Below are 14,929 nucleotides of genomic sequence, written 5' to 3'. Positions count from 1 at the left end.
TGCCAGGAGGCAGTGAGAGTTCATGACGGACCGGTGTTATCTCCTGGCGCCCTGATGCCAAGGAGATAAAGCATGAGAATGGAAGTCAGTCGGCATGGCCCGTTTGGCTGTGCCTTGCTAAGCGTTTTATTGAGCCCATCCGTCAGCGCCACCCCCTCGTTGTCACCGCAGATACCCTTCGATGTCACGGTTGCCGAGGAACATCCCACGCTGGCCAGCCTTCAGCGCGATTTCGATGACCTGTCATGGCAGACCTTCATTGCCCTGAACTGGCCGGCGCTGGACAACGGCAATCCAAATACCGGTACCCCCATCGGCAAACAGGATGGGGCAACGGTGTGGGAAAGCTGGAAAGAGAGCTACCAGATCTTCCGGGCCAAGGGTCAGGCGCCGTTGGCCTGGGACGCGCCGGCGACGCTTCCCGAAGCGTGCAAGTCGCTCAAGTCCGGGCGCCTGTTGCAGCAGATGGGCAAGGTGCCCGATGTGCTGGATGAGTTTATCCAGCCTTTCGAGAGCGGCCCGCTGGTGGATCAGAACGGTACCTATACGCGCAACGAAATCGTGGTCAACCGATCGATGTTCAATTCCATTGTCGACAATGGTCTGTACAGCATCGAAGGCCAGCAGAAGTTTTTTGCCGCAAACCCGACCAACGCCGTGGCTTTCAGTTGCGGCTCGGCCAAGACACAGGACGTCGGCGCGCTGATGGTGAAAGCATCGTGGAAAGTGCTGGGCGCCAATGATCGTCCGCAGGATTTTCACACCGTCGATGCGCTGGTCTATACACCGGGAAACAGCGACCCGAGCAAAGGACCCATTGTCGGGGAGTCGTGCAAGTCCGAACCGGTGGGGTTGGTGGGACTGCACATCGTTCACAAGACCGACAGCGCCGCGCAGTGGGTCTGGTCGACCTTTGAACATGTAAAAAACGTACCCGAACAGACCACCCCCCCGGCCCAACGGGTGGGACCTTATCTGTTCTACAACGCTGCCAGCCAAAGCGATATCAACCAGCCGCCGCCCCGGCCATGGAACCCGGCGGTCAAGGCAACCCCCTCGCAGATCGTGCGTGAGATACCGCTGACCGAAGCCACCAAAACCCTGAACGCCACCTATCAAGCGCTGTTGCGTACGGTCAACCCACAGAGCGTCTGGGCGAACTATCAATTGATCAGTACCCAGTGGCCGTCGGCACCACAGCCCAACTGTCAGATATCAGCCGCCAACCCGCTGGGCAATCCTGCCCCGTTGTTCCTGGCCAACGCCACGCTGGAAACCTACATCCAGGGCACCGTGCCCCAAGCGTCTTCCAGTTGCATGGCGTGTCATGGCAATGCGGCTACCCATGTCACCGAATCGCCGCGCACCAGCTTCGCGGATTTCACCTATTTGCTCGAACGCGCGCAGTCCACGACTGGACAAGGAGTCAAGCATGAGCAGTGATCTGGAAAATTTCGTAGGCCTTTCATCGGTCCTGACTGGCATTTCCACTGAGCGATTGGCACCGGCGATCGACCAGGTGGGTTTGCCTCCGCTGTTTCTTGAATTCATCACGCCAAGAATCACGCCTGATGTGCTCAGTACATTGCTGACTCAATACGCCAACCTGGCGGGGGACAATCAATCCCCGGATCAGATCGCCCAAGCGGTATTGATGGACGGAGCGCTACCGGCCGACACGCAGACCGCCAAAGCCGCGCGTTCGATCATGAAGCTGTGGTTGCTGGGCGTCTGGTACCAACCCTATGACGCGGCGAGTTTCAAAAAGGATGAGCAGACGGTGGTGTCCGACCAGGCTTATATCAATGGATGGGCCTGGAAAGCCGCCCAGGCTCACCCTATGGGCTACAGCGAGATGTTCTTCGGCTACTGGAACACGACGCCGCCCAGCCTTGAGGATTACACCGGGGTAGCCGCCAACGCGCAGCAAGGAGCTTCGTCATGAGTACCGAACAAGCAGAGGTGGTCATCGTTGGTGCGGGCCTGGCCGGTAGCATCATTGCCTATCAGTTGGGCATGGCTGGCGTGGATGTGCTGGTGCTCGAATCGGGCCCGGAGATCCCTGCCAATCGTACGCAGTATCTGGAGCGCTTCTACACGGCGACCCTGAAAACCCCGGAGTCGCCCTATCCTCCGGTATCGACCCTGGACACACCGCGCGACCCGACCAAGGAAAATGCCCCGCGGGCAACCATCGCCGATCTGATCCTGGGTTGGGACAAACCGGAAATCAGTTACCTGGTGCAGAAAGGCCCGTTGCCCTTCAACAGCACCTATGAACGGGTGGGCGGCGGGACGACCTGGCATTGGGTCGGAACGTGCCTGCGCATGGTACCGAACGATTTTCGCCTGAAGAGCAAATACGGCGTCGGGGTGGACTGGCCGGTCGGCTACGACGATTTGCAAAGTGCCTATTGCCGGGCCGAGGCGGAAATCGGTGTGTCGGCCAATGTCGCCGACCAGGCTTATCTGGGCATGACCTTTCCCGAGGGCTATTCATTCCCGATGCACAGCATTCCGCTGTCACTGGTTGACGGCAGTTTTGTCAGCGCCGTGACCGGGCAGACGTTCGACGGCTTGCCGCTGGTGGTCAGTCCGACCCCGGCGGGGCGCAATTCCCAGCCCTACGCCGGGCGCCGGGTGTGTGCCGGCAATACCAACTGCACGCCGATCTGCCCGATCCAGGCCAAGTACGACGCCACGGTGACCATGAACAAGGCCCGGGCCACCGGCAACGTCCGGGTCATGTACCGGACCGTGGCCAGCAAAGTGACCGTGGGCCCGGACAAGAACATCAATGGCATCGAATTCATTCAATATCAGCTTGGCGAGGGACCGAAGACGGGAAACGGTGTGGCCATCGGGCAGCGTTACGTGATCGCGGCCCATGCCATCGAAACCCCTAAATTGTTGCTCAACTCCAAAACCCCGGACTGGCCTAAAGGTGTGGCCAACAGCAGCGGGCAGGTGGGACGCAGCCTGTCCGATCATCCGATTTACCTGGCGTGGGGGCTGATGCCGGAAGGCAAGACGGTTTTCCCATATCGTGGCCCGGTGTCCACGGCGGGCATCGAGGGCCTGCGTGACGGTGCCTTCCGCAGCCAGCGAGCGGCATGGCGCATCGAAATTGGCAATGAAGGCTGGAACTGGCCGGTTGGCGATCCTTACGTCACCGTGGCCGATTTTATCGACGGGAAGAACATAAGTCGCACCAATCCATTGCCGGCGAAAGAGACACCGCCGCCGCCCACTGAAGCGCTGTACGGCACGGCACTGATCAAAAAACTCAACGAACTGTTCATCCGCCAGTTTCGGATCGGCTTCCTGGTGGAACAGGTGGAAGACCATCCCGACCAGTCCAATAGCTACATCGTGCCCTCGACGGATAACTACAAGGACGGGCTCGGCATTCTTCGGCCGGAAATCCACTACGACCTGTCCGATTACACCAAGGAAGGTTTCAGGCAGGCGAAGATACTGGCGAGCCACATCATCAAGGACCTGCTTGGCGCCGTGGAACTGACAGCACCCATTGGCAAAGGGACCTTCAACTACAAAGGCGAAGATTACAGCTTCCAGGGCGCCGGACACCTGATGGGGACCTATCGCATGGGCGATGATCCAGCCAAGTCGGTGGTGGACAAATACCAGCGCAGTTGGGACCACAAGAACCTGTTTCTGGTGGGCGATGGCGTGTTCCCCAGCACGGGCACCTCGAACCCGAGCCTGACGATTGCGGCGCTGTCGTTCCAAGCCGGGGACACCGTGGCCAACGACCTGAAGGCGGTGACCATGCAGGTCCAATCCAACATCGCCTGGCAGGGCACTGGAGTGCAGATCAACGGGTTGATACCGCGCGTGGTTCGCTACGTCAGGGGGTTATGGTGCGCGAGTCCGCAGGGCGGCAATGTCGATGGAAACGGTGGTTCGCGGCACATCGACTACAGCAGCTATGCCTTGCCCGGTGCCGCCGAAGGCGCCTTGATCGGTCGTGTGGGCAACGATGGAACGCCGTTCCTGGTGGGTGATCTGGCGCAGGTTCCGAGCGACCAGCAAGGGGAACTGCAACTGTGCATCAACGATGACCTGACCGGGCAACATGGGTCTGGCTTGAAAGATAACACCGGCGCGCTGACGATACGGGTCGAGTTTGGTGCGCTGTAACCTGAGCGGTAAGGCCTGACTCTTGTGGGAGCGAGCTTGTGGGAGTAAGGCTTGCCCGCGATGCAAACACCTCGGTGTAGCTTGATAGACCGAGGCGATGCCTTCGCGGGCAAGCCTTGCTCCCACAGATTCAGACGGCCGAGCGTTGGTGACGCAAGGCCACGGGCCCGGCGCGTTCTTCAATGGCCCGCTTCAGTTCGCTACGAAGCCCCAGCAGGAAACCCGCCTCCACCACCACGAACAGAGGCCCGACAATCAACCCGGTGAGGTCATCGACGAACGCCGGTTTACGGCCTTCGTAATAGTGACCGACGAACTGGATCACCCAGCCCACCACGAACATCCCCAGGCCACTGCCCAGCCACACCAAGGTGCTTTGCGCGGCGAGCACCTGGCCCAGCCATAGCGCCAGGGCCAGCAGTACCGTCATCAGCACCCCCAGGCGCAACTCAAGGCGTAGATAGAACCAGGCACTGGCTACCGCTATCAGCAGCGCCGGCGACACCAGGACCGCGCCCACCGGCCAACCCGGCCGTGACAGCAGTACGGCGACGGCGACGAAAATCAGCGGAATACCGATGAAGTGCGTGGCGATGTTGCGTGGGTCGCGGTGGTAGGCAGCGTATTGACTGAGATGATCAACGAGGCTTTTCATTGTTGTTCCTCCTGAGGTGATGCCTGCATGATGCCCGGGTTCCACGAGGCGTTCTGTCAGTTAGCCGACACTTGTCCCGGAGTTTCCATGAATACCCATCCCTGGCACTCGCACCTGTTGGCCGGTCACTGGTACAGCCACTTGCCCGCTGAGTTACAGAATAGTCTGTTGGGCATGTCGCGGGTGCGCCGCCTGGTGCCGGGGCATCGGCTGTTTCAGCGCGGTGACCCACCCTGCGGGATGTACGCCGTATTGGAGGGCGCGGTACGGATCGGCGCAGTGAACGAACAGGGCAAGGAAGCGCTGCTCAGTGTGGTGGAAGCCCCCCACTGGTTTGGTGAAATCTGCCTGTTCGATGGCCAGCCGCGCACCCATGACGCGGTGAGCGTGGGCCAGTGCACCTTGCTGCACTTGCCTCAGGCGCCGTTGATGGCGTTTCTGCAAGAACATCCGGTCTATTGGCGAGATATTGCGCGGCTGATGAGCCACAAACTGCGCCTGACCTTCATCAATCTCGAACACCTGAGCCTGATGCCCGCCCCGGTACGTGTTGCCAATCGCCTGCTGATGATCGCCGAAGGCTACGGCGAAATCGAACCGGCGCGACGGGTCTTGCAACTGCCCCAGGAGCAACTGGCGCTCATGCTCTCACTGTCGCGCCAGACCACCAACCAGATCCTCAAGGACCTTCAGGCCCAGGGCATTGTGCAGCTGGCTTATGGTGAGATTGAAATCCTGGATATCGAGCGGTTGCGGGCATTGACCACGATCTGAAGGCCTGTATCGACTGATCCACCGCTATCGCGAGCAGGCTCGCTCCCACAGCGTTGGTGGCGGGCCTGAATGTTGAGTTCACCTCAAGACAATGTGGGAGCGAGCCTGCTCGCGATAGGGCCGGCCCAGCCAACGCAAACCCCTAGCGCAACCCATCCCGAAACTGCCCCGGCGTCATTCCGGTCCAGCGCTTGAACGCCCGGCTGAAGCTGCTGGCATCGGCAAAGCCCAGAAGATAACCGACTTCACTCAGTGAGCACTGCGGGTCGCGCAGGTGCAGCAGTGCCAGGTTTTCCCGACATTCGTTAAGCAGCGTGTCGAAGCGGCAGCCTTCATCGGCCAAATGCCGTTGCAGGCTGCGCAGGCTCAGGTGCATGGCCTGGGCGATGCGCTCGGCGCTGGGTTCGCCTTCGGGCAGTTGGGCCTCGATAGCGGCTCGCACCTTGCGCTCCCAGGTCAGCGGCTGGAGCTGGGCGAGGGTGCGCTTGAGTACCGTCTCGTTGTGTTCAGCCAGCTCCGGATTGGCGTCGTCCAGGTGGCTGTCGAAATCGACGAGGCTGAATTCCAGGCAATCTTGCTCGGCGCCGAAATACACAGGTGAACGGAACACTTTATGCCAGGGGCCGGGGTCCGTCGGTTCCGGGCGCCGCAAGTACACCGCCAGCGGCGCGTAATCGCGGCCCAGTCGGTTGCGACACGTGCGCACGTAAATCGCGGCGAACGCATCGATGGCTTCAAAGGCCGGCGTCGCCCGGCCTTGGGGCACGTCGAGCGTGAAGCGGTATCGGTCTTCGCAGCGGCTCAGTTGCAGCATCAACGCATCGCTGACCACCGGGTGATAACGCACGATTCGCTCAAACACTTCTCGCAAACTGCCGCTGGCCACCAGGGCATAACCCAGAGCGTGGAACGTGGTGGGACTGACGAAGCGCGAAACCCGCAGGCCGATCGCCGGATCACCGCTGGCCTGCACGGCCAGTTCCCACAGGCGCGTGGTGGCCGAGAGCGGATAACGGGCATTCGGGTCGTCCATCAACTGCGGATCGAGCCCGGCCTCCAGGCACAGGGCATGGCTGTCCAGGCCCAACGCATCAAGCTGTTTGCGCAGGGCGCGGGTCCAACTGGCGAGGGAGGTGGGTTCAGTCATGGCGATTGGCGCTTGCGGTCAACAGGTTGGCGTTTACGGCTACCACCCTAGGGGGCATCGCCCGGCAGGATGAGCACATCGATAGAAGAGGATGTAAGCCATGCACGGCACTTGCGCAAGCCCCGAGCGATTGAATGCACAACAGCGATCGGCCCATATTCGCCAGGTAGTCTTGGCCCGAGGCGAAGAACTGCGCCAGCGCTACCCGATCCTGCGTCATCAGGATGCGTTGGGCGCGGGCATCCTGGCGTTCGCCCTGGCCGGGATGGTCGGTTCGGCGCTGCTCTACATCAACGGTCACCTGGCCGGTTGGGCATGCCTGCTGCTCAACGCTTTTTTCGCTTCACTGACCCACGAGCTGGAACACGACCTGATCCACAGCATGTATTTTCGCAAGCAACGCGTACCCCACAACCTGATGATGGGCCTGGTCTGGCTGGCGCGGCCCAGCACCATCAACCCGTGGATCCGCCGCCATTTGCACCTCAATCATCACAAAGTGTCCGGCAGCGAGGCCGACCTGGAAGAGCGGGCCATTACCAATGGCGAGCCCTGGGGGCTGGCGCGCTTGCTGATGGTGGGCGACAACGTGATGTCGGCCTTCATTCGCTTGCTGCGGGCCAAGACCTGGGCGCACAAGCGCAGCATCCTCAAGCGCACGCTGAAGGTGTATTTCCCGCTGGCGCTGTTGCACTGGGGCGCGTGGTACGTGTTTCTCGGTTTCCATGGGGCCAACGCTGTCGCCTATTTGCTTGGCACGTCGATTGATTGGTCGGCAACCACGCTGGCAGTGATGCACGTGATCGACATCGCAGCGGTGGTGATCATCGGCCCGAACGTGCTGCGCACCTTTTGCCTGCATTTCATCAGCTCGAACATGCATTACTACGGCGACATCGAGCCGGGCAATGTCATCCAGCAAACCCAGGTGCTCAACCCCTGGTGGCTGTGGCCATTGCAGGCGTTCTGCTTCAACTTCGGCAGTAGCCACGGGGTCCATCATTTCGTGGTCAAAGAGCCGTTCTACATCCGCCAGATGACGGTGCCGGTGGCCCACAAAGTGATGCGTGAGATGGGCGTGCGGTTCAATGATTTCGGCACGTTTGGGCGGGCGAACCGGTTTGTGCGGGAAGAGGGTGTGGTGCGGGAGGAAGGGGATGCGGTGCGGGTTTGACGCAAACAGGTTCGAGAAGTAAAAACCGAACCTTGTGGCGAGGGAGCTTGCTCCCGCTGGGTGGCGCAGCAGCCCCCCAAAAAACAGGGCCGCTTCGCGTCCAGCGGGAGCAAGCTCCCTCGCCACAGAGAATGAGTTACCAAAGAGAACGGGTCAGAACTGGTAACTCACCGTCGCCGCCACGTTGCGTTCTTCGCCCAGGTAGCAGTAGCTCAGGCTGGCGCAGGAGGCGACGTAGGTTTCGTTGGTCAGGTTGTTTGCGTTCAGGCGCACGTCCACGCCTTTCAAGCCGACCTTGCCCAGGTCATACCCCACCGACGCATCGAACAACGTATAGGACGGCACCTTCATGGTGTTTTCCGCATCGGCCCAGCTGTAGCCGACATAACGTACGCCACCGCCCAGTCGCAGGCCATCGAGCGCGCCGCTGTCGAACTTGTAGTCCGCCCACACCGAAGCCATGTGGCGTGGGGCCTGGGTCGGTGAGTTGCCCTTGTTTTCGATGATGTCGGTGGTGGTGCTCAACGTGCTGATCATCGATTTCGAATATTCGATATCGGTGAAGGTGTAGCTGCCCAGCACTTTGAACTGCTCGGTCAGTTGCAGGTGCGCTTCCAGTTCCAGGCCCTGGGAGCGAACGGCACCGACGGCGCGGTAGAAGTTTTCCTGGGGCAGTTTGGTCGCCAGGTTCTCCTGGTCGATGCGGAACAGCGAGGCGGTGTACAGGTCATCCGTACCCGGTGGCTGATACTTCAGGCCCAGTTCCCATTGCTTGCCATCGGTCGGCGACAGCGGGTTGCCGGCGCTGTCGGCGTAGGAGTTGGGGTTGAACGACTCGGAGTAGCTGACGTACGGCGCCAGGCCGTTGTCGAACAGGTACAGCGCCCCGGCACGGCCAGTGAGCTTGCTGCGTTTGTCGTTGATCTCGGTGCCTTCCGGGCGGCCGAACTCAGCGATGCGGTTTTCATCCGAGGTTTTCACCCAGTCCTGACGCAGGCCCAGGGAGAAACGCCATTTATCCATCTCGATCAGGTCTTGCAGGTAGACACCGGTCTGTTCCAGGCGTCGCAGGTAGCTGGTGGGGCTGAAGTAGGTGATAGCCGAGTTGCCATAGACCGGGTCGAAGGCGTTGATCGGGGCCAGGCTGCCGCTGGTCCAATCCACCACGGTCTTGCGCCGCTGATAGTCAGCGCCCATCAGCACGGTGTGCTTGGTCGCCCCGCTGAAAAATTCAGCCTGCAGCATGTTGTCGACGATGAACGAATGCAGTTTTTCTTCGGCACCGGTGTAGTAGCGGTTCAGCTCGTTGCTGGTCGGCGTGGTCCAGCCGTAGGCGTAGACCTGATCATTGGTGACTTGGGAGTCCAGGTAACGGAAGTTCTGCCGGGCGGTGAAGACATCGTTGAAACGGTGTTCGAACTGGTAGCCGAACGACTGCTGATCACGTTCATAGCCATCGACGCCCGGCTCGCCTTCGAAGAAATTTTCCGAGATACGCTTGCCGTTGCGCTGATGCAAGGTGCCGTCGGCTGGCATGCCGCCGTGATAACCCCCGTCGGGGTCGTGCTGCAGGTAGGCCTGAAGTGTCAGCGACGTGTCTTCGGTAAAGTCGATGCTCACCGTGGGGGCGAGGGCAAAGCGCTTTTCCTTGGTGTGGTCGAACTGCGTGTCGGACGTATCCGCCAGGCCCACCAGGCGATAGGCGATGCGTTTGTCGTCATCCACCGGCCCGGTAAAGTCGAAGCCCATGCCGCGTTGGCCCTGGGTGCCGACCGTGGCCTGGATTTGGTGATAGGCCTCGTACAGCGGTTTCTTGCTGGTGAGTGCCACCAGGCCGCCGGGCGAGCTACGCCCGTAGAGCACCGAGGACGGGCCTTTGAGAATGTCGACCCGCTCAAGGAAGTACGGGTCGACTTGCATGGAACTGTAGGTGCCGCTGTCGCCCATGGACTTGAGGCCGTCGAGGTAGATGTTGTCCACCGAGCCATCGTTGAAGCCGCGCATCGCCACGTAGTCGTAGCGATGGGTCGCGCCGTAGGGGTTGGTCAATACCCCTGGGGTGTAGCGCATGGCCTGGGAGACGGTTTGCGCGCCTTGGTCGTCCATTTGCTCGCGGGTGACCACGGAGACGCTTTGCGAGGTTTCCCGCAGGGCGGTACTGGTCTTGGTGGCGACCTGGCTGTGGGTGGCGTTGTAGCCCGCCATGCTGCCCAACGCGTTACCCAGGGCAAACCCCTTGATGTCGGTGGTCGGCAGCGCCAACGTGCCGCCCGAGGCCTCGGTTTGCAGCACATAGCTGCTGCCATCCGGGCTGACGGCGGTCAGGCCTGAAGCGCTGAGAAGATGGCTCAGGGCCTGGTCCGTCGAATACTCGCCGTGCAGTCCCGGGGACTGGATACCGCTCGTCTGCTGCGGAGTGCTTGCCAGGGTGATGCCGGCCTGACGAGCGAACTGGTTCAGCACATCGCTCAGGGGGCCGGCGGCAATGTTGTAGCTCTGGCGCGCGGTGGTGACACCGTCTTGCGCCGCGACGGCGAACATTGGCACGGCGCCCGCACTCAACACCGTGCAGAACAGTGCAGCACGGATGGCATGGCGCAACAGGCCTGTTTGCGAGGAGCAGCCAAAGGGGGTGTTGAGGTTTACGCACTCAGTCATTGTGGGTTTCCGTTGGAGTCGCTAAGGGCAGATAAGCGTTGCTTACTGTCCTAGCCGGACTTGCGCGCAAAACCCGCCAAAAAAAATCAGACCGATTCCTGCACCGTGACCCACCAACGGGTTCGATAGCGTAATTGAACGGGGAGCGTGCGCGGCAGGACGGCCAGCAACCTGTCGGTGTCTTCCAGGCGGAAAACGCCTGACAAGCGCAGGTCCGCAATCGACGCGGCGCATTTCAGATAGCCCTGGCGGTAACGTCCTACCTCGTTGAGGAAGTCCTCCAGACGCATGTTGCGCGTCACGAGCAAACCCTCCGCCCAGGCGCCGATGTCCATATCCAGCGGCGGCGCCATGGTCGCTGTCGATGAGCTGAGCAGATAGCTCTGCCCGGCGCTCACCTGTAGCGGGGCACCATCGGCGCCACGGTGTGAAAGGATCGCGACCCTGCCACGGGTGACGCTCAGGCGTGTGCAGGCATTGTCCTGCCGCACCACGAAGCGCCCGTCCAGCCCTTCGAACAGGCCATGTCGGCTGCGCACCAGCAGCGGCCGCGCGGGATCGCGACCGCAGGTGAGCATGATTTCACCTCGCGTCAGGCTGATCAGGCGATGCTCGGTCGTGTAGTCCAGGTCGGCGGCGCTGTCAGTGTTCAGTTCAAGCCGCGTACCGTCGGGCAACTGGAAACCTCGATGTTCGCCGGTGGCAGTGGCGAAATCCGCGCTCCACGGCTGCCAGCCCAGGTCCTTGCCCAGCCAGGCGGCGGAGCCTATCAGCGCCACCCCCGACAACAGTTTCAAGGCCTGGCGCCGACCGAGTCGCTGGGCGCTGTTTTCCAGGGTGTCGAGAGCGACGTGGGCGCCGGGGACCGCCCGCAGGTTCGAGGTCAACTCACTGTGCAGCGCTTGCACCCGCTGCCAGGCCAATTCGTGTTCGTGATGGGCGGCGCGCCAGACCTCGCATTGTTGGCGCAAGGCCGGATTGGCAGCATGGTTGCGCAGGCGCAGCAGCCAGTTGATCGCTTGCCTGACTACCTGTTGGGATGGGCCGCTGCGTCGATTCAACACGTTATCCACAGGCTCAGCTTTCATAGCGCAACACATAGCAGTGATACAGCGCATCGGCGACGTATCGTTCCACCGAGCGCAAGGAAATGCCCATCTGCTCGGCAATCTGCTTGTACGTCAGGCCTTCGCACTGGGCCAACAGAAATGCCCTGCGCACTTTCGGCTTCAGGCCCTCGAGCATTCTGGCGATGGCTTCCAGCAGCTCCAGGATCAAGGCCTGGGCTTCGGTGTCGGGGGCTTGGGCGGGTGGCAGGTGGGCGATGGATTCCAGGTAAGCGCGTTCGATTTCTTCCCGGCGCCAATGATCGATCACCAGGCCTTGGGCGATGGTGCGTAGAAAGGCGCGGGGCGACTTGAGCTCCAGGCGTTCGGTGCGTTGCAGCAGGCGCACGAAAGTGTCCTGGGCCAGGTCCGCTGCGTCGGCAGCATTGCCCAAGCGGCTGCGCAGCCATGTGTGAAGCCAGCCGTGATGGTTGCTGTAGAGCGTCTGTACTGCAAACTCGGGAGATGACATGAACGCGAAGGCCTGGATGTCGCAAATGATAATAGGTCGCATTGTCATCAGGGGTCAGTGAATTTGCAACCACCGTTCGACGCACCGTGTCCTTCCGTCGCCCATTTGTTTAAAGGGCTCATATTTTTTTAACTTTTGCCGACAGCGTTATATGCGTGCACCAAAGTGGAGCAGATCACAAGTCCGCCCGCGCTGTGACATGAATGCTGCAACCGGAATGCACCCCCACTCCCTGCATAAGAAGCCTGTCGATGAATCTGAAGTTCAGCCATAAAATCCTTCTGGCCGCCTCTGGTGTGGTCGTTCTGGCTTTTGCCCTGTTCACGCTCTACAACGACTACCTGCAACGAAAAACCATTGGCAGCAGTCTCGAATCCTCCATCCAGCAGTCCGGCGACCTGACGGCCAGCAGCATCCAGAACTGGATGAGCGGCCGGGTGCTGGTGCTGGAAAACCTGGCGCAGAATATTGCGCACCAGGGCGCGGGTGCCGATCTGCCGGGGCTGGTGGATCAGCCGGCGCTGACGTCGAATTTCCAGTTCACTTACGTGGGTCAGGCCAACGGCGTCTTCACCCAGCGCCCTGACGCAAAAATGCCCGACGGCTACGACCCGCGCCAGCGCCCCTGGTACAAACAGGCAGTCACCATCGATCAAACCATGCTGACCCCGCCCTACCTGGCTGCGGTCGGCGGCCTGGTGGTGACCATCGCCCTGCCGGTGAAGCACAACGGTGAGTTGCTCGGTGTGGTGGGGGGCGACCTGAGCCTGGAAACCCTGGTGAAAATCATCAACTCCGTGGATTTCGGCGGCATCGGCCATGGGTTTCTGGTCAGCGGCGACGGCCAGGTCATCGTCAGCCCGGACAAGGACCAGGTGATGAAGAACCTCAAGGACATCTACCCCGGTACGCCAGTGCGCATCGAGAAAGGTATCCAGGAGGTTGAGCTCAATGGGCAGGATCGCATTCTTTCGTTTACCCCCGTCGCAGGCCTGCCGAATACCCAGTGGTACATCGGTCTGTCGATCGACAAAGACAAGGCCTACGCACCGCTGAGCCATTTCCGTACCTCGGCGCTGATTGCGATGTTTGTGGCGGTGGCGGCCATTGCGTTGTTGCTGAGCCTGTTGATCCAGGTGTTGATGCGTCCATTGACCACCATGGGGCGCGCCATGCAGGACATCGCCCAAGGTGAAGGCGACCTGACCCGGCGTCTGGTGGTACAGGGCAAGGATGAGTTCGGTGAGCTGGGCAGCTCGTTCAACCAATTCGTGGAGCGGATTCACGCGTCGATCTCGGAAGTGTCTTCCGCCACTCGGCAAGTGCATGACCTGTCGCAGCGGGTGATGACTTCGTCCAATGCCTCGCTCATTGGCTCCGACGAACAGAGCGCCCGCACCAACAGCGTGGCGGCGGCCATCAACCAGTTGGGCGCCGCGACCCAGGAAATCGCCCGCAATGCCGCCGACGCCTCGCAACAGGCCAGCGGTGCCAGCGAACAAGCCGATGACGGACGCCAGGTGGTGGAAAAAACCATCCAGGCCATGACCGAGCTGTCACAGAAGATCAGCCTCTCGTGCACCCAGATCGAAACCCTGAACGCCAGCACCGACAACATCGGGCACATCCTGGACGTGATCAAGGGCATCTCTCAGCAAACCAACCTGCTGGCGCTGAACGCTGCCATTGAAGCGGCCCGTGCCGGTGAAGCCGGGCGTGGGTTTGCGGTGGTGGCCGATGAAGTGCGCAACCTGGCGCACCGCACCCAGGAGTCGGCGGAAGAAATCCACAAGATGATCACCTCGCTCCAGGTCGGTTCCCGTGAAGCGGTGACGACGATGAACGCCAGCCAGCTTTCCAGCGAAGAAAGTGTGGAAGTGGCCAACCAGGCGGGTCTGCGGCTGGTCAGCGTGACGCAGCGCATCGGTGAAATCGACGGCATGAACCAGTCGGTGGCCGCGGCCACCGAAGAACAGACCGCCGTGGTGGAAACCCTCAACATGGATGTCAGCCACATCAACCTGCTGAACCAGCAAAGCGTCGCCAACCTCAATGAAACCCTGAAGGATTGCGATGCCCTGTCGCAACAGGCCAATCGGCTGAAGCAGTTGGTGGACAGCTTCAAGATCTGATCTCAGCCGACCTCACCGCCAACCGTGCCGCCGCCATCGCGAGCAGGCTCGCTCCCACAGGGGATTGGCGGTGTGACTGGATCTTGCGGCCAACCGAAATCAGTGTGGGAGCGAGCCTGCTCGCGATGGCGACAGCACAGCCAACATCATCGCCAGCTGACCCGCCGCTTTCGCGAGCAAGCCCGCTCCCACAGGGGATTGGCGGTGTGACTGGATCTTGCGGCCAACCGAAATCAGTGTGGGAGCGAGCCTGCTCGCGAAGACGGCGGCACAGCCAACATCATCAGCCAGCTGACCCACCCCTTTCGCGAGCAAGCTCGCTCCCACAGGGGATTGGCGGTGTGACTGGATCTTGCGCCCACCCCGGAACCAAAACTGTGGGAGCGAGCTTGCTCGCGATGGCGACAGCACAGCCAACATCATCGCCAGCTGACCCACCGCTTTCGCGAGCAAGCCCGCTCCCACAGGGAATCGGCGGTGGGACTGGATCTTGCTGCCAATCGAAATCAGTGTGGGAGCGAGCCTGCTCGCGATGGCGACAGCACAGCCAACATCATCGCCAGCTGACCCGCCGCTTTCGCGAGCAAGCTCGCTCCCACAGGGGATTGGCGGTGTGACTGGATCTTGCGGCCAACCGAAATCAGTGT

11 protein-coding genes and 1 pseudogene are annotated in these 14,929 nt (G+C 61.2%); 7 read left to right on the top strand and 5 right to left on the bottom strand.

The window, feature by feature from the left end; translation table 11 throughout:
- The first annotated feature begins 72 nt into the window (after nt 1-72).
- The 3 genes from HQ912_RS00395 to HQ912_RS00385 are packed head-to-tail and all read left to right on the top strand — an operon-like array spanning nt 73 to nt 4,164.
- On the top strand, nt 73-1,443 hold the full coding sequence (locus HQ912_RS00395) for a cytochrome C (protein WP_173406329.1): 1,371 nt from the start codon (nt 73-75) through the stop codon (nt 1,441-1,443).
- Complete coding sequence (locus tag HQ912_RS00390) at nt 1,433-1,945, top strand: sorbitol dehydrogenase (protein WP_173406328.1); 513 nt, start codon at nt 1,433-1,435, stop codon at nt 1,943-1,945. The genes HQ912_RS00395 and HQ912_RS00390 overlap by 11 nt, the downstream gene beginning before the upstream one ends.
- Nucleotides 1,942-4,164, top strand: coding sequence for a GMC oxidoreductase (locus tag HQ912_RS00385; RefSeq protein ID WP_173406327.1), 2,223 nt, complete (start codon nt 1,942-1,944; stop codon nt 4,162-4,164). The genes HQ912_RS00390 and HQ912_RS00385 overlap by 4 nt, the downstream gene beginning before the upstream one ends.
- A gap of 130 nt (nt 4,165-4,294) precedes the next feature.
- On the opposite strand, the gene HQ912_RS00380 is transcribed toward HQ912_RS00385, so the two are convergent.
- On the bottom strand, nt 4,295-4,819 hold the full coding sequence (locus tag HQ912_RS00380; RefSeq protein WP_076383226.1) for a DUF962 domain-containing protein: 525 nt from the start codon (nt 4,817-4,819) through the stop codon (nt 4,295-4,297).
- Nucleotides 4,820-4,906: 87 nt separating this feature from the next.
- Here HQ912_RS00380 and HQ912_RS00375 point away from each other — a divergent pair, with 87 nt between their 5' ends.
- Nucleotides 4,907-5,593 carry a Crp/Fnr family transcriptional regulator gene (locus HQ912_RS00375; protein WP_047230304.1) on the top strand — a complete coding sequence of 229 codons (687 nt, stop codon included), beginning with the start codon at nt 4,907-4,909 and terminating at the stop codon, nt 5,591-5,593.
- Between the two features lie 142 nt (nt 5,594-5,735).
- Here the strand turns inward: HQ912_RS00375 and HQ912_RS00370 are convergent, their stop codons facing one another.
- Nucleotides 5,736-6,740, bottom strand: coding sequence for an AraC family transcriptional regulator (locus HQ912_RS00370; protein WP_047230303.1), 1,005 nt, complete (start codon nt 6,738-6,740; stop codon nt 5,736-5,738).
- A gap of 100 nt (nt 6,741-6,840) precedes the next feature.
- Here HQ912_RS00370 and HQ912_RS00365 point away from each other — a divergent pair, with 100 nt between their 5' ends.
- The gene (locus tag HQ912_RS00365; protein ID WP_047230302.1) at nt 6,841-7,914 is read left to right on the top strand and encodes a fatty acid desaturase; all 1,074 of its coding nucleotides are present in this window, start codon (nt 6,841-6,843) and stop codon (nt 7,912-7,914) included.
- Between the two features lie 153 nt (nt 7,915-8,067).
- On the opposite strand, the gene HQ912_RS00360 is transcribed toward HQ912_RS00365, so the two are convergent.
- From HQ912_RS00360 to HQ912_RS00350, 3 genes are all read right to left on the bottom strand, one after another.
- Nucleotides 8,068-10,572: a TonB-dependent siderophore receptor gene (locus HQ912_RS00360; RefSeq protein WP_076383229.1), complete on the bottom strand. Its 2,505-nt coding sequence runs from the start codon at nt 10,570-10,572 to the stop codon at nt 8,068-8,070.
- Nucleotides 10,573-10,658: 86 nt separating this feature from the next.
- Nucleotides 10,659-11,660 carry a FecR domain-containing protein gene (locus tag HQ912_RS00355; RefSeq protein WP_173406326.1) on the bottom strand — a complete coding sequence of 334 codons (1,002 nt, stop codon included), beginning with the start codon at nt 11,658-11,660 and terminating at the stop codon, nt 10,659-10,661.
- Nucleotides 11,650-12,150, bottom strand: coding sequence for a sigma-70 family RNA polymerase sigma factor (locus HQ912_RS00350; protein ID WP_047230328.1), 501 nt, complete (start codon nt 12,148-12,150; stop codon nt 11,650-11,652). Before HQ912_RS00350 ends, HQ912_RS00355 begins: the two co-directional genes overlap by 11 nt.
- Nucleotides 12,151-12,353: 203 nt before the next feature.
- On the opposite strand from HQ912_RS00350, the pseudogene HQ912_RS28030 reads away from it, so the two are divergent.
- Both HQ912_RS28030 and HQ912_RS28025 read left to right on the top strand, forming a co-directional pair.
- Nucleotides 12,354-13,379, top strand: a pseudogene (locus tag HQ912_RS28030) (cache domain-containing protein); the annotation flags it as partial.
- A 117-nt stretch (nt 13,380-13,496) separates the two neighbouring features.
- Complete coding sequence (locus HQ912_RS28025; protein WP_371517439.1) at nt 13,497-14,282, top strand: methyl-accepting chemotaxis protein; 786 nt, start codon at nt 13,497-13,499, stop codon at nt 14,280-14,282.
- The last annotated feature ends 647 nt before the right edge of the window (nt 14,283-14,929 follow it).

Source organism: Pseudomonas sp. MPDS (assembly GCF_013283895.1).
Taxonomy (GTDB): domain Bacteria; phylum Pseudomonadota; class Gammaproteobacteria; order Pseudomonadales; family Pseudomonadaceae; genus Aquipseudomonas; species Aquipseudomonas rhizophila.
Note: the sequence above shows the minus strand (reverse complement) of the source record. Positions and strands in the feature narration are given on the sequence as shown.